This window comes from Calditrichota bacterium (assembly GCA_020637445.1).
Lineage (GTDB): Bacteria > Electryoneota > RPQS01 > RPQS01 > RPQS01 > JABWCQ01.
Map to the genome: position 1 here is coordinate 69,037 of JACJVZ010000001.1, position 18,391 is coordinate 87,427.

The 18,391-nt window shown below is 50.9% G+C and carries 16 protein-coding genes; 10 read left to right on the forward strand and 6 right to left on the reverse strand.

The features are described from left to right. Position 1 precedes the first annotated feature (1 nt). Genes narH through H6507_00300 form a run of 6 tightly spaced genes read right to left on the reverse strand, consistent with a single transcriptional unit; the run spans position 2 to position 7,917 of the window. The gene (gene narH, locus H6507_00275; GenBank protein MCB9367537.1) at positions 2 to 1,492 is read right to left on the reverse strand and encodes a nitrate reductase subunit beta; all 1,491 of its coding nucleotides are present in this window, start codon (positions 1,490 to 1,492) and stop codon (positions 2 to 4) included. Positions 1,493 to 1,501: 9 nt separating this feature from the next. Further along, positions 1,502 to 5,125 carry a nitrate reductase subunit alpha gene (locus tag H6507_00280; protein ID MCB9367538.1) on the reverse strand — a complete coding sequence of 1,208 codons (3,624 nt, stop codon included), beginning with the start codon at positions 5,123 to 5,125 and terminating at the stop codon, positions 1,502 to 1,504. After that, positions 5,122 to 5,925, reverse strand: coding sequence for a c-type cytochrome (locus H6507_00285; protein ID MCB9367539.1), 804 nt, complete (start codon positions 5,923 to 5,925; stop codon positions 5,122 to 5,124). Before H6507_00285 ends, H6507_00280 begins: the two co-directional genes overlap by 4 nt. Beyond that, positions 5,922 to 6,443: an MOSC domain-containing protein gene (locus tag H6507_00290; protein ID MCB9367540.1), complete on the reverse strand. Its 522-nt coding sequence runs from the start codon at positions 6,441 to 6,443 to the stop codon at positions 5,922 to 5,924. Before H6507_00290 ends, H6507_00285 begins: the two co-directional genes overlap by 4 nt. Positions 6,444 to 6,447: 4 nt before the next feature. Further along, a complete protein-coding gene (moaA, locus tag H6507_00295; GenBank protein ID MCB9367541.1) occupies positions 6,448 to 7,437 on the reverse strand; it encodes a GTP 3',8-cyclase MoaA in 990 nt (329 codons plus the stop codon). A gap of 36 nt (positions 7,438 to 7,473) precedes the next feature. After that, positions 7,474 to 7,917 (reverse strand): Rrf2 family transcriptional regulator, encoded by a 444-nt coding sequence (locus H6507_00300; protein ID MCB9367542.1) that lies wholly within the window; start codon positions 7,915 to 7,917, stop codon positions 7,474 to 7,476. A gap of 254 nt (positions 7,918 to 8,171) precedes the next feature. On the opposite strand from H6507_00300, the gene H6507_00305 reads away from it, so the two are divergent. From H6507_00305 to H6507_00350, 10 genes are all read left to right on the forward strand, one after another. Further along, on the forward strand, positions 8,172 to 8,774 hold the full coding sequence (locus tag H6507_00305) for a molybdenum cofactor guanylyltransferase (GenBank protein ID MCB9367543.1): 603 nt from the start codon (positions 8,172 to 8,174) through the stop codon (positions 8,772 to 8,774). Positions 8,775 to 8,792: 18 nt separating this feature from the next. Then, positions 8,793 to 9,713: a bifunctional molybdenum cofactor biosynthesis protein MoaC/MoaB gene (locus H6507_00310; GenBank protein ID MCB9367544.1), complete on the forward strand. Its 921-nt coding sequence runs from the start codon at positions 8,793 to 8,795 to the stop codon at positions 9,711 to 9,713. A 10-nt stretch (positions 9,714 to 9,723) separates the two neighbouring features. Further along, positions 9,724 to 10,938 (forward strand): molybdopterin molybdotransferase MoeA, encoded by a 1,215-nt coding sequence (locus H6507_00315; protein ID MCB9367545.1) that lies wholly within the window; start codon positions 9,724 to 9,726, stop codon positions 10,936 to 10,938. Between the two features lie 32 nt (positions 10,939 to 10,970). Continuing rightward, on the forward strand, positions 10,971 to 11,732 hold the full coding sequence (locus tag H6507_00320; GenBank protein ID MCB9367546.1) for a sulfite exporter TauE/SafE family protein: 762 nt from the start codon (positions 10,971 to 10,973) through the stop codon (positions 11,730 to 11,732). A 153-nt stretch (positions 11,733 to 11,885) separates the two neighbouring features. After that, positions 11,886 to 12,317 (forward strand): Rrf2 family transcriptional regulator, encoded by a 432-nt coding sequence (locus H6507_00325; protein ID MCB9367547.1) that lies wholly within the window; start codon positions 11,886 to 11,888, stop codon positions 12,315 to 12,317. Positions 12,318 to 12,760: 443 nt separating this feature from the next. Continuing rightward, positions 12,761 to 12,970, forward strand: coding sequence for a hypothetical protein (locus H6507_00330; protein MCB9367548.1), 210 nt, complete (start codon positions 12,761 to 12,763; stop codon positions 12,968 to 12,970). A gap of 98 nt (positions 12,971 to 13,068) precedes the next feature. Next, positions 13,069 to 14,163, forward strand: coding sequence for a hypothetical protein (locus tag H6507_00335; protein ID MCB9367549.1), 1,095 nt, complete (start codon positions 13,069 to 13,071; stop codon positions 14,161 to 14,163). Then, entirely contained in the window at positions 14,126 to 14,842 is a 717-nt protein-coding gene (locus H6507_00340) for a hypothetical protein (GenBank protein MCB9367550.1), read from the forward strand. The genes H6507_00335 and H6507_00340 overlap by 38 nt, the downstream gene beginning before the upstream one ends. A gap of 8 nt (positions 14,843 to 14,850) precedes the next feature. Beyond that, positions 14,851 to 15,504 carry a ThiF family adenylyltransferase gene (locus H6507_00345; protein MCB9367551.1) on the forward strand — a complete coding sequence of 218 codons (654 nt, stop codon included), beginning with the start codon at positions 14,851 to 14,853 and terminating at the stop codon, positions 15,502 to 15,504. Between the two features lie 364 nt (positions 15,505 to 15,868). Then, positions 15,869 to 18,373, forward strand: a complete 2,505-nt coding sequence (locus H6507_00350) for a T9SS type A sorting domain-containing protein (protein MCB9367552.1) — start codon at positions 15,869 to 15,871, stop codon at positions 18,371 to 18,373. Positions 18,374 to 18,391: the final 18 nt, after the last annotated feature.

Genomic DNA, 18,391 nt, shown 5'->3' on the forward strand with positions numbered 1-18,391 from the left:
TTTATTTCCTCCCGGCACCGGCTTGCTTGATGTAGCCGCAACTGCCCTTGCAGTCTTGAACGTCGCAAAGCGAACCAATCGCTTCCTCTCGCTGCAGCGGCGGCAATACGTACCGCTTATGCACGGTCGGCACTGCCGTCAAGCTGTAAATTTCTTCCGCTTCTTCGGGTGTTGTTCCGGCTTCGCGCATAATTCTCCGAACATTGTCGTCTTCAACATCGCCGACGTCCTGCATGCGTTTGTAATATCTGACGGCCATTAACTTTCTGAGCGCGGCCGTCACAATCGCTTCATTACCAGCGCTGAAGAGACGAGCCATGTATTTGATCGAGAGCCTTGATTTGTCAAGTGAGCTGAATAAAGTCTCATCCGCATGATCATAGGGCTGGTCTCCGTCCTTTCCCATGACCGGCAGAAGCGGCGGGACATAGAAGAGCATCGGCATGGTTCGATACTCGATGTGCAACGGAAGCGCAAGTTTCCACTTCACGACGTACTTATACACGGGGGATTTACGTGCGGCATCAATGAACTCGTCGCTAATTCCATTTGCGCGCGCACTCGCGATGACATTTTCATCATTAGGATCGCAAATTACATCGCGCTGTGCTTCGACCAACAAAGGATCCGCAGTCTTCATCGCCGTTTCGATGCGGTCCGCGTCGTAGAGGAGAACTCCAAGATAGCGAATTCGTCCGACGCAAGAATGAAAACAGGCAGGAGCTTGTCCGGTTTCAAGGCGTGGGTAACAGAGAATGCACTTCTCCGATTTTCCCGTGACCCAGTTGTAATAAATTTTCTTGTAGGGGCAAGCTGAGACGCAGGCGCGCCAGCCCCGGCAGACATCTTGGTTGATCAAAACGATGCCGTCTTCGCCGCGTTTATAGAGTGCGCCTGATGGACATGAAGCCACACAACTCGGGTTGGCGCAATGATTACAGATGCGCGGCAAATACATGAATGCGACGCGCTGAATCTCGAACAATTGCTGCCGTTCTTCGGGAGTAAGCCCGTCGTAGTTCACGTCGTTCGCGGCGTACACCGGAGAGCCCGAGAGATCGTCATCCCAATTCGGACCGGACTCGATCTTCATTTCTTCGCCGGTGATTTGTGAAACCGGTCGAGCAGTAGGCTGGTCGTCGCCTTCGGGCGCGTCAAACAAGTTCTCGTATTCATACGTCCACGGCTCGTAGTAGTCTTCCAATCCCGGTTGATTGGGATTGTAGAAGAGTTTCAACAAGCCGCTTAACTTAGTCTGCGATTTCAACTGTAGCGATTTGTCACTTCTTAGTTTCCAACCGCCTTTGTAGCGCTCCTGATCTTCCCAACGGTGCGGAAATCCCGTGCCCGGCTTAGTTTCAACATTGTTCCACCACATGTATTCGGCGCCGGGCCGGTCAGTCCAAATATTTTTGCAAGCGATGCTGCAAGTGTGACAGCCAATACATTTGTCAAGGTGAAACACCATTGAGACTTGTGCTCTAATGTCCATTGTTCACCTCTAATAATTGATTTTTTCAAGTTTCTTCACGGCCACAAAAGTATCCCGATTCACTCCGGGTGGGCCCCAATAATTGAAGGCGTAAGTAAATTGCCCATATCCGCCGATCATAAAGAGCGGCTTGAGTCGCGCGCGCGTCAAACTGTTGTGACCGCCTGCGCGACGATTCCCGCGTTCGGGAGATTTGGGAATACCGATGGTTCGTTCCGGAGAGTGGTAGATGAAACACATACCGCGAGGGATTCGCGCGCTGACATTCGCGCAAGTACACACCACGCCGTGATCGTTGAAGATTTCAACCCAATCATTATCTTCAACGCCAAGCAACAGCGCGTCCTTATCATTGATCCAGATCGGATCGTGGCCGCGGCTCAGCGTGCGCATTCTCAGTGTATCGCCGTACGTCGAATGAATAGACCATTTTCCGTGCGGCGTAAGGTAATTCAGAACCAGTGTTCCTCCGGCCGGTTTGGACATTGTCAAATCCCCGAGAATCTCGCGCGCGGGACGGGGTTTATACGTCGGAAGATTTTCGCCGTAAGCGATGTACGTCTCGTGGTCGAGGTAGTAGTGCTGTCTGCCGCTCAGAGTTCGCCACGGAATATCACCTTCCACATTTTGACAGTACGCCGAATACGTTCTGTTGTCGTTCGTGACGCCCGTCCAGAAGGGCGTGGTGAGAATTCTGCGCGGCTGCGCTGCGATGTCTTCGAAAGTAATCCGAACCGAGCGCGTTTTTTCGGCGGCATGTGAGTGATCTAATCCGGTTCTGACCGCTTCCGCTTTGTACGATCGGTAAGCCAACTCGCCATTTGTCTCCGGAGCGAAATTCAAAATCGCTTCGCAAACCAAAACATCTTCACGAAGCGAGGGATATTCTTTGCCGCCCCATTTTTCCGTGGGGTTATTTTCCATGTAGGAGTCGTACATATCCGCGACATCAAATTGAATGCCGTGCATGCCGAGTCCGTTTCGGAAATTGGGTCCGAGGCTGACGAACTTGTTAAAGACATTCTTGTAGTCACGCGTGACGACTTTGATGACGGGCATCGTCTTTCCGGGAATGGCTTCGCACTCGCCCTTTGACCAATCCTTAACCGCAGGCTGCGCGATCTCTGCCGGAGTGTCGTGTGCAAGCGGAGCCGTCACGACATCTTCAACGGGATCCGGGAGATGTTTTTCCGCTAGTTTAGAGGTTGCTCTTGCGATCTCGCGGAAAATATCCCAGTCGCTTTTCGACTCCCAGCAAGCCGGAACAGCCGCCTGAAGCGGGTGTATAAAGCTATGCATGTCCGTCGAGTTGAGATCATTTTTTTCGTAGTAGGTCGCCGCCGGCAATATGATGTCCGAATAGAGCGCCGATGAGTCCATGCGATAGTTGACGTCCACGACCAAGTCCATCTTGCCGAGTTCGACTTTGTCGTGCCATGTCACATCTTCGACAAGCTCTTTAGCGCGCTCGGTGGCAATGAGATTTGTATGAGTCCCGAGATAGTGTTTGAGAAAATACTCATGCCCTTTCGCAGATGACATCAACGCATTGCCCCGCCAGATATAGAAAATTCGCGGGAAGCATTTCGGCGAATCCGGATCTTCGACCGCGAACTTGAGCTTTTTCGATTTCAGACGTTCAACGACGTTCTTGACAATGGCCGCTTCATCTCCGGCGCCATTGTGCCGTGCTTCACGAGCCACGTCGATTGAAGATTGATCGAATTGAGGATATGACGGAAGCCAACCTGCGCGAACTGCTTGAATCTGCCGGTCCATCGTATGGCCGGAAGCCATCGAATGCGAGCGATCGGCGACGGGGCAGACTTCGTCCATCTTCCCGTCGTAGCGCCACTGATCAGAATGCACATAGTGGAAGGACGGAGTATTCTGAAGCCGGGGCGGTGCGGACCAATCCGTACCGAAAGCAATCGGAGCCCATGAAGTTTGCGGAACAAGTTTCTCCTGTCCCACATAGTGGTTGAGACCGCCGCCATTTTTTCCGACACAGCCGCACAGCATCAGACTTGAAATTATGGATCTGTAGATTAGATTGTTATGATACCAGTGGTTCACACCGGCGCCGATGATCACGCTGCAGCGGCCATTTGTTTTTTCGGCGGTCGTCGCCCAGTTGCGCGCGAATCGAAGTACGACGTCGCCGGAAACTCCCGTAAATTTTTCCTGCCACGCCGGAGTATAACAGTGATCGGGTTCATCGTAGGGAACCGGCTTACTCGAATCGCGGCTAACGCCGTAACTTGAGATCAGGAGTTCAAAAGCCGTGGTCACATAAATATCGCCTTGCGCCGTCTGAATCTTACGGACAGGGACTTTGGACTCGATTCGTCCGTCACCCTTTTCCGATGAGAACTCAGGGATACTCACAGTGACCAGCTCATCTTTGCTTGCATCCAGCATTAATAGCGGATCGAACTCCGCTCCTGTGCGCTCATCTTCAAGTTTCAGATTCCACTGACCCTTTTTGTCTTGCCAGCGATGCCCGATCGTTCCTTGCGGAAGGCGCAGCTCGCCACTCTTGGAATCAATCATCAAGAATTTCCAGTCGGGCTTGTCGATGCCCGTTATGGCATCAACTTGCGACACTCGCAGGTATTGACCCGGCTTGAAACTTCCGTCAGATTGTTTGTGCAGCTGTACGAGAATCGGGCCGTCCGTAAAGCGTTGCTGATATTCCGTGAAATAGGGAACGCGGCGTTCGACATAGTTTTCGCGCAATATCGTATGCCCGACGGACATCCAGAAAGCGGAATCTTGCCCCTGATGAATGGGCACCCACTCGTCCGAGACTTTGGAAACCATCGAGAAATCCGGCGAGAAAACGACGACCTTTGCTCCACGATGCCGTGCTTCAACAAGAAAATGCGCATCGGGAGTTCTGGTCATCAAAACATTGGAACCGACGACCGCGATAAATCCGGATTTGAACCAGTCCGCGCTCTCCGCGACATCTGTCTGCTCGCCCCAAATTTCTGGAGAGGCCGGCGGCAAATCGCAGTACCAATCATAGAATGAAAGTGAAACGCCGCCCATGAGCTGCATAAAGCGCGCTCCAGCGGCGTAACTCACCATCGACATTGCAGGAATCGGCGAGAATCCCGCGATACGGTCGGGGCCGTGCTTCTGCACTGTGTGAATGTTTGCCGCAGAGAGAATTTCTAACGCTTCGTCCCAGCTAAACCGCCGGAGTCCGCCTTTGCCGCGCGCCGAGTGATATCGCGCGCGTGATTCCGGATTTGATACAATGGAATCCCATGCGGCGACAGGATTGTCCGGGAAGTTGCGTTTCGCTTCGCGCCACAAGTCGATCAGAGCGCCGCGAACGTAAGGATACTTTACGCGAATAGGGCTATAGATATACCATGAGTACGAGATTCCGCGTTGACAGCCGCGCGGTTCGTAGGGAGGAATATCTTTGTCGATTATCGGATAGTCCAGAGCTTGCATTTCCCACGTGACGATACCGTTCTTGACATAGATATTCCAACTGCAACCGCCCGTGCAATTGACACCGTGCGTACTTCGAATGATCTTGTCGTAGGACCAGCGGTTTCTATAAAGGTCTTCCCATTCCCGCTGTTTGGGATCGAAGAGATCTGTGATCCAGCTCATGCCATACCTCGTTGACGCGAAAAGTTGTTGCGCGAGCGCTTTCTATAAAGTCCAACTACAATCAAGAAGCCGATGACTCCGAGCGATGCGCCAAGAATGGGCACGCTTTTCTCCGAGCTTTCTTGGGGCATCAGCTCCGGCGATGTGAGATACTCGGCAAGGTGTACGGCTTCTTGCGCAGTAATCGGGTGATTCTGATAGGTCCCAGACATTACTTTGTACTGAGTTTGTTGAATAGCCGAGATCATTGCTACTTTGCTGAGTCGAGTATGCAATGAAGTGAGATCCGGACCAAACGTACCGCCCTGCGCACCTGCTCTGTGACAAGTAATGCAAGCGATGCCACCGTTCGTTAATGAGGTTGCGCCTTCAAACAGTTTTTGACCTTCACTCTTTGACGCAGGTTCGAGCTTTGCAGCAACGGCCTTCGCTGCCAGTTCTTGCGCGATGTGGACGCGCTCCTGCGCCCGTGAATCGTGCAGTAACTCGACAAACTGATCGATGTCCTGTTGAGTCAGGGGGCCTACCCGGGGTTCCATTAGTTTCACCTTTGCAGAAAGGTCCGCTTTCGGCCACGCACGAGTAGGAAGGAGATCGGGACCGGTGAGTTTTCCACCTCCGATCGTGTGACACCCCGCGCATTTCTGAGCATAGCTCTGCGCTGCCACATCGACCTGCACTGTCGTGTCTTGTGTTTGCGCCGAATCTGCAGCTACAGTCACGGAATCCGACTCTTGCGCAATTGAAGCCCTGAGATTGAATGACAAGAAAAGTGCGAACAGAAGAACGATGTGCTTCATGAGCCTACCGCACCGGTTGTGATTTGGACATGTTTGCTTTCACCCTGTTCGTCGTGTACCACAACGTCGTCGCCGATCTTGATAGTGCCGCCGCGCTTTACAATCGCAAAAATTCCCTCGCGAGGCATGACGCAGTCTCCTGCGCGATAGTAAATTGCGCACTTCTGATGGCACTCTTTTCCGATTTGCGTGATTTCAAGTTCGGAATCTCCTATGGTCACGCGTGTGCCAATCGTCAGGTTGGGGATATCAATGAACTCGGTTGTGATGTTTTCCGCGAAGGCGCCCGGTCGAACCGGCACACCTTTATCCCGCATCTTTTGAACGCTTTCCATGGCGAGTAAGCTGACCTGCCTGTGCCAATCGCCTGCATGTATGTCGCCTTCCAGTCCCCAGTTTTCGATCAAGCGTACCTCATCGCGGTTGGATTTTGGAATGCCGCGGCGGGTACTCGTGGAAATTGCGACGACTCTGCCGGAGATCGTTGATTTTGAGTTGGCGTGCGGTTGCTCAAGCATTGCCTTATCCTCCAATTTCGATCATGCTGAGGTCATTTAATTGCTCGAGTTCCGAAGGATCGGGATGACCTTTCGGTTTACTCTGCACTGCATCTGTGATCAGACACCGGATGACTTCATCGGACTGATTTGCCCGAAGGCTCTCGCGCAGGTGAACTTGCGCAGGGAAAAACAGGCAAGCCTTAAGCGCTCCGTCGGCAGTTAAGCGCAGTCGTGAGCAGGTCGAACAAAAGCTATTCGACATCGATGCAATGAAACTCACTTTTCCGAGAAATCCAGGGATCATGAAGTCTTCCGCCACGCGGTTGCTGATGTATGTGTCCGGGAGCGCGCGGAGATCATAGCTCGCTTCGAGGCGCGAGCGCATTTCGTTGTACGTTACGACTCCGCGAGGATCCCAGCGATTGCCTTTGAACGGCATATATTCGATGAAACGGACATTTACCGGTTTCGTTCGAGCAACTTCGACAAAATCGGGCATCTCATGTTCGTTTGTGCCGGCCATGACTACCATGTTGAGTTTGACTTGCTCGAAGCCGCAATCAAGTGCTGCGTCCAGCGATTTGAGCACGCTGTCCAGCAAGTCACGACGGGCGATCCGGATGAAGTTCTCGCGATTCAGGCTGTCGAGACTAATGTTTACATGCGACAAACCTGCGCGCTTTAGGTCTTCTGCAAACTTTGAAAAGAGCACTCCGTTTGTTGTGAGGCAAATGTCTTCGATTCCGGGGATTTCGGCGAGTCGCGAAACCAGAAGCGAAAGATCACTGCGAGTCGTGGGTTCACCTCCGGTTAGGCGGATTTTCTTGACACCCATTTCGGCCATCAAGCGAGCGACGCGCACGATTTCATCGGAATTCAGAAGCAGATTAGAGGACTTCCAGCCTATGCCTTCCTCAGGCATGCAGTAGGTACACCGGAGATTGCAGCGATCAGTGACGGAAATCCTCAAGTAATCGTGTATCCTGCCGAAGCGGTCGATCAGTTGCGACATAGATTTATTTCCGTCCAGTGGTTCCATGTTCGCGCTTCAAGATTTAGAATTTGGAGTATTTGAAGAAGCAGTTTCGCGGCTGATGCTGGCAAGCGTTTCAATCGTAGTGGATTCGAGCAGGTTTTTTAGTGTAGATTTTGAGTTTTCCCAGAACTGCTCAAACGGGCACCGCGTGGTTTTGCCGCATTCACCGTAGGCCAGAACACACGAGCTAAGTTTTTTCTCTGTGTCGAACATTTCTGATATCATAAGAAGCGTGATCGTGTCCGGTGCCTGAGTAAGAGTGTATCCGCCGTTGGGGCCGCGAATTGAAGAAACTAACCCCTGCGATTTCAGCACTCCGAGGACTTTGCTGAGATAAGGCAGGGGGATACCCTCCTGAGTTGCGACCACATTTGCCAACCAGCGACTGTCCTTGGGCTGACAGGCCAGCCAGGTGAGGGCCCGAACCGCATAAGCCGCTGAATGTGAAAACAACATAAAAGAGTATTGTATCTTTTTATCCGAATATATATTATATTGATGGGCGTGTCAATACTTTGGATACAAAAATCCAAAATACATAAATGTTCATTTAACATTTATTTACATTACAAAAACTGACAATAGGCCGCTCCTCCGGGGTTGTCAGCCCAACTTCACAATCCTCTTTCAAGTGAATATTTCAGGCAACAGACTATTCTAATGTTCAATCATCGTGGCGGTCGCAGGGGATTGCTATATTCATAGGATATATGGGCGAGTCTCAGCAAAAACAGAAAATCGTGGCCGCGATTTTGGCCGGAGGACTGAGTTCACGCATGGGTACTCCGAAAGCCGGGGTGCGCTTGTCGTCCGGACTGACTGTCTTCGAAACCGTGTGGAGAATTTTGGACGGCTTGAATCTTCCAAGAATCATTGTGGGGCATGCGCAAGGAATCGAATCAACTTCTCTGGGAAAGCCGATAATAATACCTGATGCAGTCGAGCGGCGCGGGCCGGTCGGGGCGCTGCTTGGACTTTTGCAAAGCGGACTCGGCACACACTATCTCGTGGTCGGATGTGACCAAATTCTGCTGACTCCAGACCTGCTTCAAACTCTCGTATCAGAAGTCGCCGGACGTCCAATCGTATTGGGACGACCGGATGGACGTGTCAGTCCGTTGCCCGCACTCATTCCCGAAACCGCGATCCGACACGTCGAAGAATTGCTTTGCCATGAGCAAGCATCACTGCGCAAACTGCTTGAGATCGCCGACGCCAGGACCATTTCTATAAGCGAAAAAGAATTTGAACGGCTTCGCAGCGTAAATACTCCGCAAGATCTGGCGGAACTGGATCGTTCGCTAAATCAATAAACCCGACAGCTCGAACACATGATCGACGTATCAAAAAAATCGCCAACTCTTAGAATCGCGGTTGCCGAATCCACTCTTCGAATTTCGCCGGCGACAATTGAACGCATACTTGCGCGCACGGTGCCCAAAGGAGATCCGCTGGAGGTCGCTCGAGTCGCGGGCATTATGGCGGCAAAGCGAACTCAAGACATCATCCCGTTTTGCCATCCGGTGCCCATCGAGTTCATAGGCATCGAGCACAAAATAGTTGACAATCGAATCACGTTGAGTGCGACGGTCAAGGGGATTTACCGAACAGGTATGGAGATGGAAGCCATGACCGCCGCGGCAGTTGCCGCATTGACCGTGTACGACATGCTCAAAATGCTTGACGACGACATGGAAATCGAATCCGTTAAGTTGATTGAAAAGCGCGGCGGAAAATCAGATTTCAAAACACGCATTGTTGCTCCGCTTCATGCTGCCGTATTGGTATTGTCGGATTCGGTTTCGGCAGGCAAGAAATCCGATGCGTCCGGGCTACTCATCAAAGAAGTCCTCACGAACTCGGGAATCATCGTTGACACCTACGAGATTTTGCCAGATGAAAGAACTGCAATTATTGAGAAGTTGAGAGACTATTGCGACCGGTCACGTCTGGATCTTGTGGTTACGACCGGCGGCACCGGATTCAGTCCAAGGGACACCACTCCCGAAGCAATGCAGGAAGTCATCGAACGCAGCATTCCCGGGATACCGGAAGCGATGCGCGCCTACGGTCAGCAGCGTACGCCTTACGCGATGCTTTCTCGTTCTGCGGCCGGTATCAGAGGTCAAACGTTGATTCTCAATCTTCCGGGCTCGAAACGCGGCGTGCAGGAGTCCCTCGACGCGCTCTTCCCGGCTTTGCTGCATGCGTTCCCCATGATGCGGAGCGGTGGGCATGAAAATCCGAAATAGAAGAACAGCGATGATTAGCATAGCGGACGCAAAGAGAATAATTCTTGAATCGTGCGCGCACGGCGGACACGAAGTCCGGTTGCTTGCGGACTCGATGAACTTCTACCTTGCCGAAGATCTGACCACCAAGTTCCCGATCCCACGATTCGACAACAGCGCGGTAGATGGATTTGCAGTCAAGTCTCAGGATACGATCTCCGCAACGAAAGATGCACCCTCGCAGCTTCAGATTGCCGGAACCGTGCACACGGGCGAAGCGACAAAATCAAGTCTAAAAACCGGTCAAGCGTCGCGCGTCTTTACGGGTGCGCCTGTTCCAGATGGTGCGGACGCCGTCGTGATGCTCGAAGATACCACGAGTGACCACGACGTGGTCAAAATTACCGCGCCACTCGATCACGGCCGAAACATTCGACTCGCGGGCGAGGAGTTCAAGACTGGTGATACATGTATGTCCGCGCACACCCAAATGACTCCGCCTGCAATTGCACTTGCATCGTCGCTTGGCATTACTCAAATCAAAGTTTACAAGAAACCACGCGTCGCGCTGGTAATCACTGGATCCGAACTCCTTGAGCCGGGGAGCGAACTTGGCCCCGCACAGATTTACGATTCAAATCAGCTTGGATTAACGACGGCGCTTGCCGGGATGGGCATTGTTGTCACTCGCGCCGTTCGCTGTGCAGACAACATAAATGATACATGCCACGCATTGGGCGAAGCACTGAATTCAGCCGATGCAGTCATAACTTCTGGCGGCGCATCCGTCGGCGATGTTGATTACATCAAGCCTGCGCTAAGCAACTTGGGTGCTAAGATAGACATAGAGAGTATTGCGATTAAGCCGGGCAAACCTACGATCCATGCAAGAGTTGGATCCAAACATGTATTTGGATTACCCGGAAATCCGGTCGCCGCGCTTGTCGTATTCGCACTTATTGTTCGGCCTGCGCTGCAAGTGATGTCAGGAGCAAACTATAGTGAGCCGATTCAAATCTCTGCGCGTTTGGGCTCAACAATTAATAAACGCACTACTCGTACGGAGTTCGTGAGAGCAAGTCTTTCCAACGATAACGGAGAGTTAGTGGCTATACCTTGCCACGGTCAGCAGTCCCATATGCTTGGAGGTTTGGTCCACGCAGACTGTTTGATCGTCGGTGACGGCGAGCCGGGAACGATTCGTGAAGGTGAACCTGTCAAAGTGATTTTGCTGCCGTGGAACTAGGGTGCGGTTGAAAAGTTATTTGCGAGTATTCGATGATTGAGCAAAATACGGTACAATACGTTCTGCTGCCGACGATTATTTTCCTTGTGGCGACGATCTATTCGTCAGTCGGTCATGGAGGTGCGTCAGGCTATCTCGCCGTACTGAGCTTTTTTTCTTATTCGCCGGAGCAAATGTCAAGTTCGGCACTGCTATTGAATGTCATGGTCGCAACGCTCGCATTTGCGATGTACTGGCGCGGAGGACACAAGCTTCCGGCTTTTTCGTGGCTCATTATACTCGTTGCTGTGCCGTTTGCATTTTTTGGTGGAATGCTTCGAGTAGATGCTCATATCTACAAACTGCTGTTGTCGGCGGTTTTGGTGTTTGCCGCGATTAGAATTGGTGCGGTAAGAAATGGCGATAAAGAGACCGAGCTTCGATTGCCGCACACATGGAGCGTGATTGGCAGCGGAAGCGCGATTGGTTTGCTGTCGGGTATTGTAGGTGTTGGCGGCGGGATTTTCCTTAGTCCGTTGGCTCTGCTTCTTAGATGGGCGACAGTAAAACCCGTGGCAACACTTTCCGCAGTCTTTATTCTGGTTAACTCGCTTGCCGGATTGGCTGGTCGTGCCGTGACAAACAGTTTAACGCTCGCCCCTGCGACAGGAGTGATTGCCGGAGCCTTTCTCGGCGGACTTCTCGGATCTTATTTCGGCGCGAACCGGGTTAGTCCGATGTGGCTTCGCCGGCTCCTGGCAATTGTCTTGGTAATTGCTTCGATAAAGCTTATCCTTACTTCGATCAAATCATAGTACACAGAATGACCGCTCGCAGTCATCGCTTTGAGCTTGGCGGGACGATGCTAATTTTCAGGTTATGCATTGTAACCTAGATTGGGCATTGACACTCTATACGGATTTAGAAATTAGAAAGGATCGATTCGTGTTTAGTAGAAGGACGAGATCGTGATTTTTTCCCGACAAACAGGTTATGCAATACGGGCTTTGGTTCACCTGGCCCAGAATGCGGATCAGGGAGCACTCTTGGCAAACGCGATTGCCAAAACGGAGAATCTTCCCGCTCCGTTTTTATCAAAGCTGCTTCGTGACTTGTCGTCCAACGGCTTTGTCAGCTCGAGTAAAGGACCGGGAGGCGGTTTTACGTTGCTTCGCAAACCTGATAAGATCGCGCTTTACGACGTGTTCATACTATTCGACGGTCTGACTCTTGCGCAAGATTGCATACTTGGTCACGGCGTTTGCAGCGATGAGACGGCTTGCTGCGTTCATCAGTTGTGGAAGTCCAAGAAAGCCGAGGTTGAGAATTTTCTAAAGCAAACTACGATTGCCGATCTTGTAAAGATGCGTGACAAAAGGCCATGGGTCTTGCGACCCTAACTAGGCAAAGACCAATTTCATAAACTTTCGTATACCAATTTGCTGCAGAAACTCTGGAACAGTTTCTGAAGTCGATCGAGACTGGAGCATAACTTTACTAAGTCGCTTGCTGTATGAGTATCTAACTTGAGTGGTCGCAAGTATTTGAGTCGTGGGATTCTCAATTGTACGGCACAATTATCGCTTAAGGTCGGCAAGAAAGGTAACCGTCCCGTTAAGTGCCAGCCAATTGATTGGCAATCAGAGGTGGCTCCTCGCAAAACAGCGTCTTAGAAAGCGCCAGAGACAGAATCGAGACAGACACTATATCTTGTGGTGCCTGTGCTAAGCGCAAAGACAGACTTATAGTCTTATGCCTGATTCCCTGGCATAAGAGATCATGAAAGAAAGGGCCTCGCATTGTGCGGGGCCTTCTTGTTGATCAACAAATCAAGGAGAATCTCATGCGCGTGAAGGTATTATGCTTAGGCCGCTCGGCCAAGGAAATCAACGTCAACGAAGGAACCACGGTCGAACAGGCAATTGCGGAAGCGGGTTTTCCGAAGGACTCCAGCTACACCCGGCATCTGAACGGCAGTCCGTGTTTCGACACAGATGTCGTGGTCGATGGTGCCGTGCTGACACTGGTCCCGCAGGTCAAAGGGGGCGCATAGGAGGGTGCTTCAGACTACCTTTCCTGAGTAGTCTAAGTATTCAGAGAGGGCTGTGATCCATGTGGTCATGGCCCTCTCTTTCCTCCGGAGGAACGCTTATGATTGAACAACAGATTCGAACATTGTGCGACTTCTATGCACAGAAATGGCATGTGCCGATTACGTTAATGATGAAGGAGACCGACATTCCCATGTGGCATGAAATTGGGATTGCTGTCTACGTGAACGCAGACAAGGATTGGCAATTCTGCAAAGACATGTTCGGCGATCCGCTTGTGATGGAATCGGTGCTGGTCGGCAAGGTGTCGCCGACGTGGTTAGTCTTGTTCGGTGCGCCGCGTCTGGACATTACTTCAAACATCCTCGATGCACATCTTCCCCGAATGTGCCGTTCATTTCGAAATGGTCAGCGACAGGCATTGATCGAAACAACGCTGTCAGTTGCTGCCGAACAGAAGCAGGAACTTGCACGATCCTTAAGGGATGACAAATATGAACTCGAACGGCTTTGCATGCAGGTGATGACACTATCACGCAAGATCGAAGGTGACAGCGAGATTCTGAAGCTGTTCAGCAGAACGCCTGATTTGATCAAAGCCAAAGCGACGCGTACTTTCGTCGAGATGATGAAGTTGGTCCCGAGTTGCTACGAATCTATCAAGCTCGAAGACTCTTCAGTCATTGCGACGACATATCCAATTGTGTTGGAACACGACGGCGGAAGATACGACTTTGAACCGTATGTCGTTGAAGTTCGACTTAATTCAGGCAAGGTGATGATCAGCGGTGGAACTGAATGCAACGGGTATGTGCATCCACATGTCACAGATGATCCGAATAACATCTGTTGGGGAAACATTGGACACCTTGTCCCACGGCTTGCAGGTGAACTTGATTTGCATGGATTGCTTCAACTGGTTCATCAGTTTCTTCATTCCTACAACAGCAGCGATCCATTTCAAAAGATTGAGAAGTGGGATCCAAACTGGGTTGAAGATGAAGATGACGAGCCGTATTGCAGTTGGTGCAATGAATATGGCCATGACATCAGCGACTGCGAGTCATGTAGTTGGTGTGAACACTGTCAGCATTATGAAGATCACGGCGAAGATGAATGCCCCAGCCGTCCACAAGAAGACAATGAGGAGGATGCCGATGCAGAGCTTGCAGAGGACACAGCGACAGCCGGTTGATGCCGGGATTAAGATCCAAGTCGAAGCGACTGCGATGCAGAAACTTTGGCTTTGGACGGACATGGCAAAGGGTGAAGTTTCTTGTCTTGGGCTCGTCGATGAAGTTGTCAATGCTGATTCTAAGCGCATTACTTCACTCGTGGTCAAGGACTTCTTTCTCGTCAAGCAGAACTGTTCATACGATGAAACCGATATGGACATTACCGACGTTGCAAGGCTGATCACAGAGCTTGAATCCAATGACATTGACTCGCGCAAGCTTCGGTGTTGGGCTCATTCCCACGGCGGGATGCAGGTTTTCTGGTCAGGACAAGATCAAACGTGCATTGCCGGACTTGCCAATGGTGAATGGCTTCTATCTCTGGTTGTCAACAAGCGCCGAGATGCGATCATGCGTCTGGACCAGTATCATCCGAGTCACATGTATCTTGCAGACGTCGTATGGGAGACTAAGTTTCCACTAGTGGACGGACTAGCAGAAGCATGCTTTTCGGAGTTCAAGACAAAGGTGCAGGAGGTAGCCTTTGTTCCAAGGAATCGTGACTACGGACCTGCAAGTCTGCGGCAATCTCGTAAGGAACTGCAAGAGGCAGAAGCACGTGGCGCACTGACAATGGACGAATTGAACGACGAACTTGATTGGCTTGGATTGGACCGTGATGAACTCGAACCCTTCTAGGAGACAACATGAACGATTTGCGATTTCTAAGACAGCAAGATGTTGTCGACGCCGAGAAACTTTCAAGTGTGCAAGTTACGTTGATCGGTCTGGGTTCCATTGGCAGCGTCACGGGATTGTATCTTGCCAAGATGGGAGTGGTCAATTTGACCACTTTCGATGCCGATGTTGTGGACATCCACAATGTCAGCAATCAGGCCTATGGGATGTCTGATGTCGGACTGCTGAAGGCGAATGCGTTCTCGATACTCGTTGAGAACCAAACTAGCGTGCTGCCAAACGCTATAGGCACGCATCATGATGGTCGACAGCTATCCGGTATTGTCATCAGTGCAGTGGATTCAATGAAGTCACGGGAGAGTATCTGGAAGTCTATTCGTGGTCAAACTGGTGTCCAGTTGTACATTGATGCTCGTATGGGGCTGGAGACTCTAGTTGTTTATGCCGTCAGACCACAGATTCGAGAAGATCGTGTGCGCTATTCGCAATCAATCATTCCTGATGACCGAGCTTATCAGGAACCCTGCACCGCGCGCACCGTTTGCTACACGCCTTTGATGGCAGCTTCGGTCGTATGCAATTTTGTGAAGCGGTTTGTGAATCAGGAACACGCGCCAAGTCAGGTTACTTTGGATTTGGCGACGTACACGATGATAGCTTGAGCAAAGAAAGGGGATACCCTTTCTTTTAACTTGGTGCGAACAGAATTTCACACGTGCAGTCTACAGACAAAAATATCAGAAGAGGCAGGGGTCATTATGTATGCCTCTTTGCATGTTTCTGTTGATAAACAAGTTGATTTGGACAATATTGTACACTGGTAAAGTATGGATAAGTTGGCTGCTTGCAAGAATCTGAAACCTCAGTATTTGCAACATGTTGAACGATCAAAACACAGTCACCAAAGACGTTCACTTTTTTCTGGAGCAGATAGTAATGAGCCTCTTGACAACAAACCTCCGGTCAGGTAACTTGATTTCAGGTCTTGGGAAAACGGATGGAAAACGAAATTCGGAGGCCTTGAAAATGAGAAAGCGAATTCCAAACGTCTGCCGATTCATCGGGCGATTGGGGTTCGTTTTGGTCGTTTTGGGGACTGCTTACTCAACAGTAGTTGCAGGTCCCACCAAAACCAGTGTGTCCAGCGGCAGCTACTGGATTGAGAACACCGGTCAATGGGAAGGCGATTTTCAGTTCAAGTGCGAAGTAGGGCCAGCAGTTTATTACGTCACACCCAAAGGGATGACGGTGGACTTTCGAGAGTACCATCGGTATCCGAAAGCTCGGAGTCAGAATGATCCGCTGGATAGCTTTGGCCGGGACAGCGAACGGGATTCAGTCACAGTTAGTGGGCATGTTGTGCAGATTCACTATGTGGGTGCTGAGTCGAAACTGGCAACTGGTGATGGACTGCTGTCACACTATTCCAACTACTTCTTCGGTAGAGATTCCACGAACTGGCGCAGCCGAGTCTCCCACTATCAAACCGTAGTCGCCGAAGAAGTCTGGCCCGGCATCGACGTTGAATACCGCGTAGATAAGCAAGGCATTGAAACCATCTACCACGTCCAACCCGGTGCCGACCCCACCCAAATCCAAATAGACTACCTCGGTCTCGATGCTCCGCTAGGAATTGATTCTCAAGGCAATCTCGTCCTAACCACATCCTTTGGCAAAGTCAAAGAGCTAGCTCCTTATGCCTATCAGATGGAAGGACGAACCCAAAAGCGCATCGAATCAACCTATCGCATTATAGACACTGATCGCGTTGCGTTTGAGTTTGAGGTATTCGATGTGAGCAAAGAAATGGTGATTGATCCGCTGCTCTATGGAACATATTTGGGTGGTGGCAACGTAGACGAGTGCCATGTGGTTTGTCCTGCTCCGAATGGTGGAGCCTATGTGGCTGGTGGGACTCGTGCTCTGTCGGGATTCCCAACAACACCAGGTGCCTACGATGAATCTGGACAGTTTGACGGCGAAAGAGAGTTTGTTTGCTGGTTTGGTCCGAATGGGGAGTTTATCGCGTCCACGTTATATGGTGTGGCACAGACACAGAGCCAACCGCATACAAGAGGCGGGGCATGGGCAATGGTGTACGATTCTGTAAGAGCCGGGCTATGGATTGGAGGATACGCACGGGACAATAATTGGCCGCTTACACCAGATGCATATGATACTGTGGTCGACGAGATCGGAGACGGTTTCATCATGAGATTTGATGACTCGCTAACTGACTTGCAGTACTGCTCCTTCCTTGGAGGAAACAGTACTGACTTAGTTACAACTTTGGATATTGGAAGGGATGGGAACCTATGTGCGGCAGGAGAGACATATTCATCTGATTTTCCAGTCACACCTGACGCGATTTTCACGACACATCGAGAATACGATTGCTTTGTCTGGGTATATGATTTTACCAGCCGCGAGGTTGTATTCTCAACCTATTTCGGGGGAAGCCGGAGCGAGATAAACACCCGTTCAATCCAAGTTGATCAAGAGGGGGTTATGTGGTTTGTTTCCAGAACGCAGAGCGATGACCTTCCTGTGACGGAGGATGCTTTTCAACAGACTATCGGGGATTCAGTGCCCGGAATTGACGATGTTTTGATTGCGGGGATTTCACTCGGTCCGCCCACGATTGTCTATTGCAGTTACCTCGGGGGAAGTGGGGGCGAAGAACCATTTACGCTTTCTGTCGTAGATTCTGATTTGTATGTAGCTGGGCGAACGAATTCGGTTGACTTTCCGGTTTCGCCAGACGCGTATGATACGACAGGACCGGAAGAAGTCGCTCCCAACTATTGGGACGCATTTGTCTCGCGCCTGAATTGGCGGACGAGTGAATATGTGGGGACGTTTTTTGGGGGAAGTGGAGGCGATCTGTATGTGCAGAATACAAATTGGGTGCACGACACGACACTTACCTTGCTGGGCTTCACAGACAGTGACAATCTGCCTGTGACGCCAGATGCGTATCAAAGCTGGCTGCGATTTTCTGACGGGTTTGTCACAAAGCTCTCTACGGATCTTTGCCGTTTGAACTACTGCTCGTATCTGGGAGGATCAGGAATTGACGGATATGAATTTGCTTATGTCGTGAACGCCGATAGTCTATGGACGGTTGGGGCAACGCAGTCCAATAGTTTCCCCACGACCCCTGATGGGCTCCAACGCAACCGTGTTGGTCTGACGGACGGTTTTGTGCAGTACTTTGCAATCGACACAACAGCCGACACAACCAGTTCTGCACACAACGTACCTATTCCCTCCGACTTCACTCTTGCCGCTTTTCCGAACCCCTTTAATTCTACAACAACCCTTGCATTCTACCTGCCCAAAGCATCTGAAGTCAAGATAGTCGTACACGATGTATTAGGTCGTGAAGTCATAAGGAATCACCTTGGTCGACTAAACGTCGGCCAGCATGAATATCACCTCGACGGCTCGAACTGGGCCTCGGGGATTTACTTTGTTACTCTGGATAGGAATTCAATTCGGACAAGCGTCAAGCTTGCACTTGTCAATTAGCAAATCATGTATCAGGGA

Coding starts and splice junctions, on each gene's coding strand:
- H6507_00285 (MCB9367539.1), bottom strand. CDS start 5,925: ATGAAGCACATCGTTCTTCTGTTCGCACTTTTCTTGTCATTCAATCTC.
- H6507_00340 (MCB9367550.1), top strand. CDS start 14,126: ATGCAGAGCTTGCAGAGGACACAGCGACAGCCGGTTGATGCCGGGATT.
- H6507_00305 (MCB9367543.1), top strand. CDS start 8,172: ATGGGCGAGTCTCAGCAAAAACAGAAAATCGTGGCCGCGATTTTGGCC.
- H6507_00350 (MCB9367552.1), top strand. CDS start 15,869: ATGAGAAAGCGAATTCCAAACGTCTGCCGATTCATCGGGCGATTGGGG.
- H6507_00290 (MCB9367540.1), bottom strand. CDS start 6,443: ATGCTTGAGCAACCGCACGCCAACTCAAAATCAACGATCTCCGGCAGA.
- H6507_00330 (MCB9367548.1), top strand. CDS start 12,761: ATGCGCGTGAAGGTATTATGCTTAGGCCGCTCGGCCAAGGAAATCAAC.
- H6507_00320 (MCB9367546.1), top strand. CDS start 10,971: ATGATTGAGCAAAATACGGTACAATACGTTCTGCTGCCGACGATTATT.
- H6507_00310 (MCB9367544.1), top strand. CDS start 8,793: ATGATCGACGTATCAAAAAAATCGCCAACTCTTAGAATCGCGGTTGCC.
- H6507_00345 (MCB9367551.1), top strand. CDS start 14,851: ATGAACGATTTGCGATTTCTAAGACAGCAAGATGTTGTCGACGCCGAG.
- moaA (MCB9367541.1), bottom strand. CDS start 7,437: ATGTCGCAACTGATCGACCGCTTCGGCAGGATACACGATTACTTGAGG.
- H6507_00335 (MCB9367549.1), top strand. CDS start 13,069: ATGATTGAACAACAGATTCGAACATTGTGCGACTTCTATGCACAGAAA.
- narH (MCB9367537.1), bottom strand. CDS start 1,492: ATGGACATTAGAGCACAAGTCTCAATGGTGTTTCACCTTGACAAATGT.
- H6507_00300 (MCB9367542.1), bottom strand. CDS start 7,917: ATGTTGTTTTCACATTCAGCGGCTTATGCGGTTCGGGCCCTCACCTGG.
- H6507_00280 (MCB9367538.1), bottom strand. CDS start 5,125: ATGAGCTGGATCACAGATCTCTTCGATCCCAAACAGCGGGAATGGGAA.
- H6507_00315 (MCB9367545.1), top strand. CDS start 9,724: ATGATTAGCATAGCGGACGCAAAGAGAATAATTCTTGAATCGTGCGCG.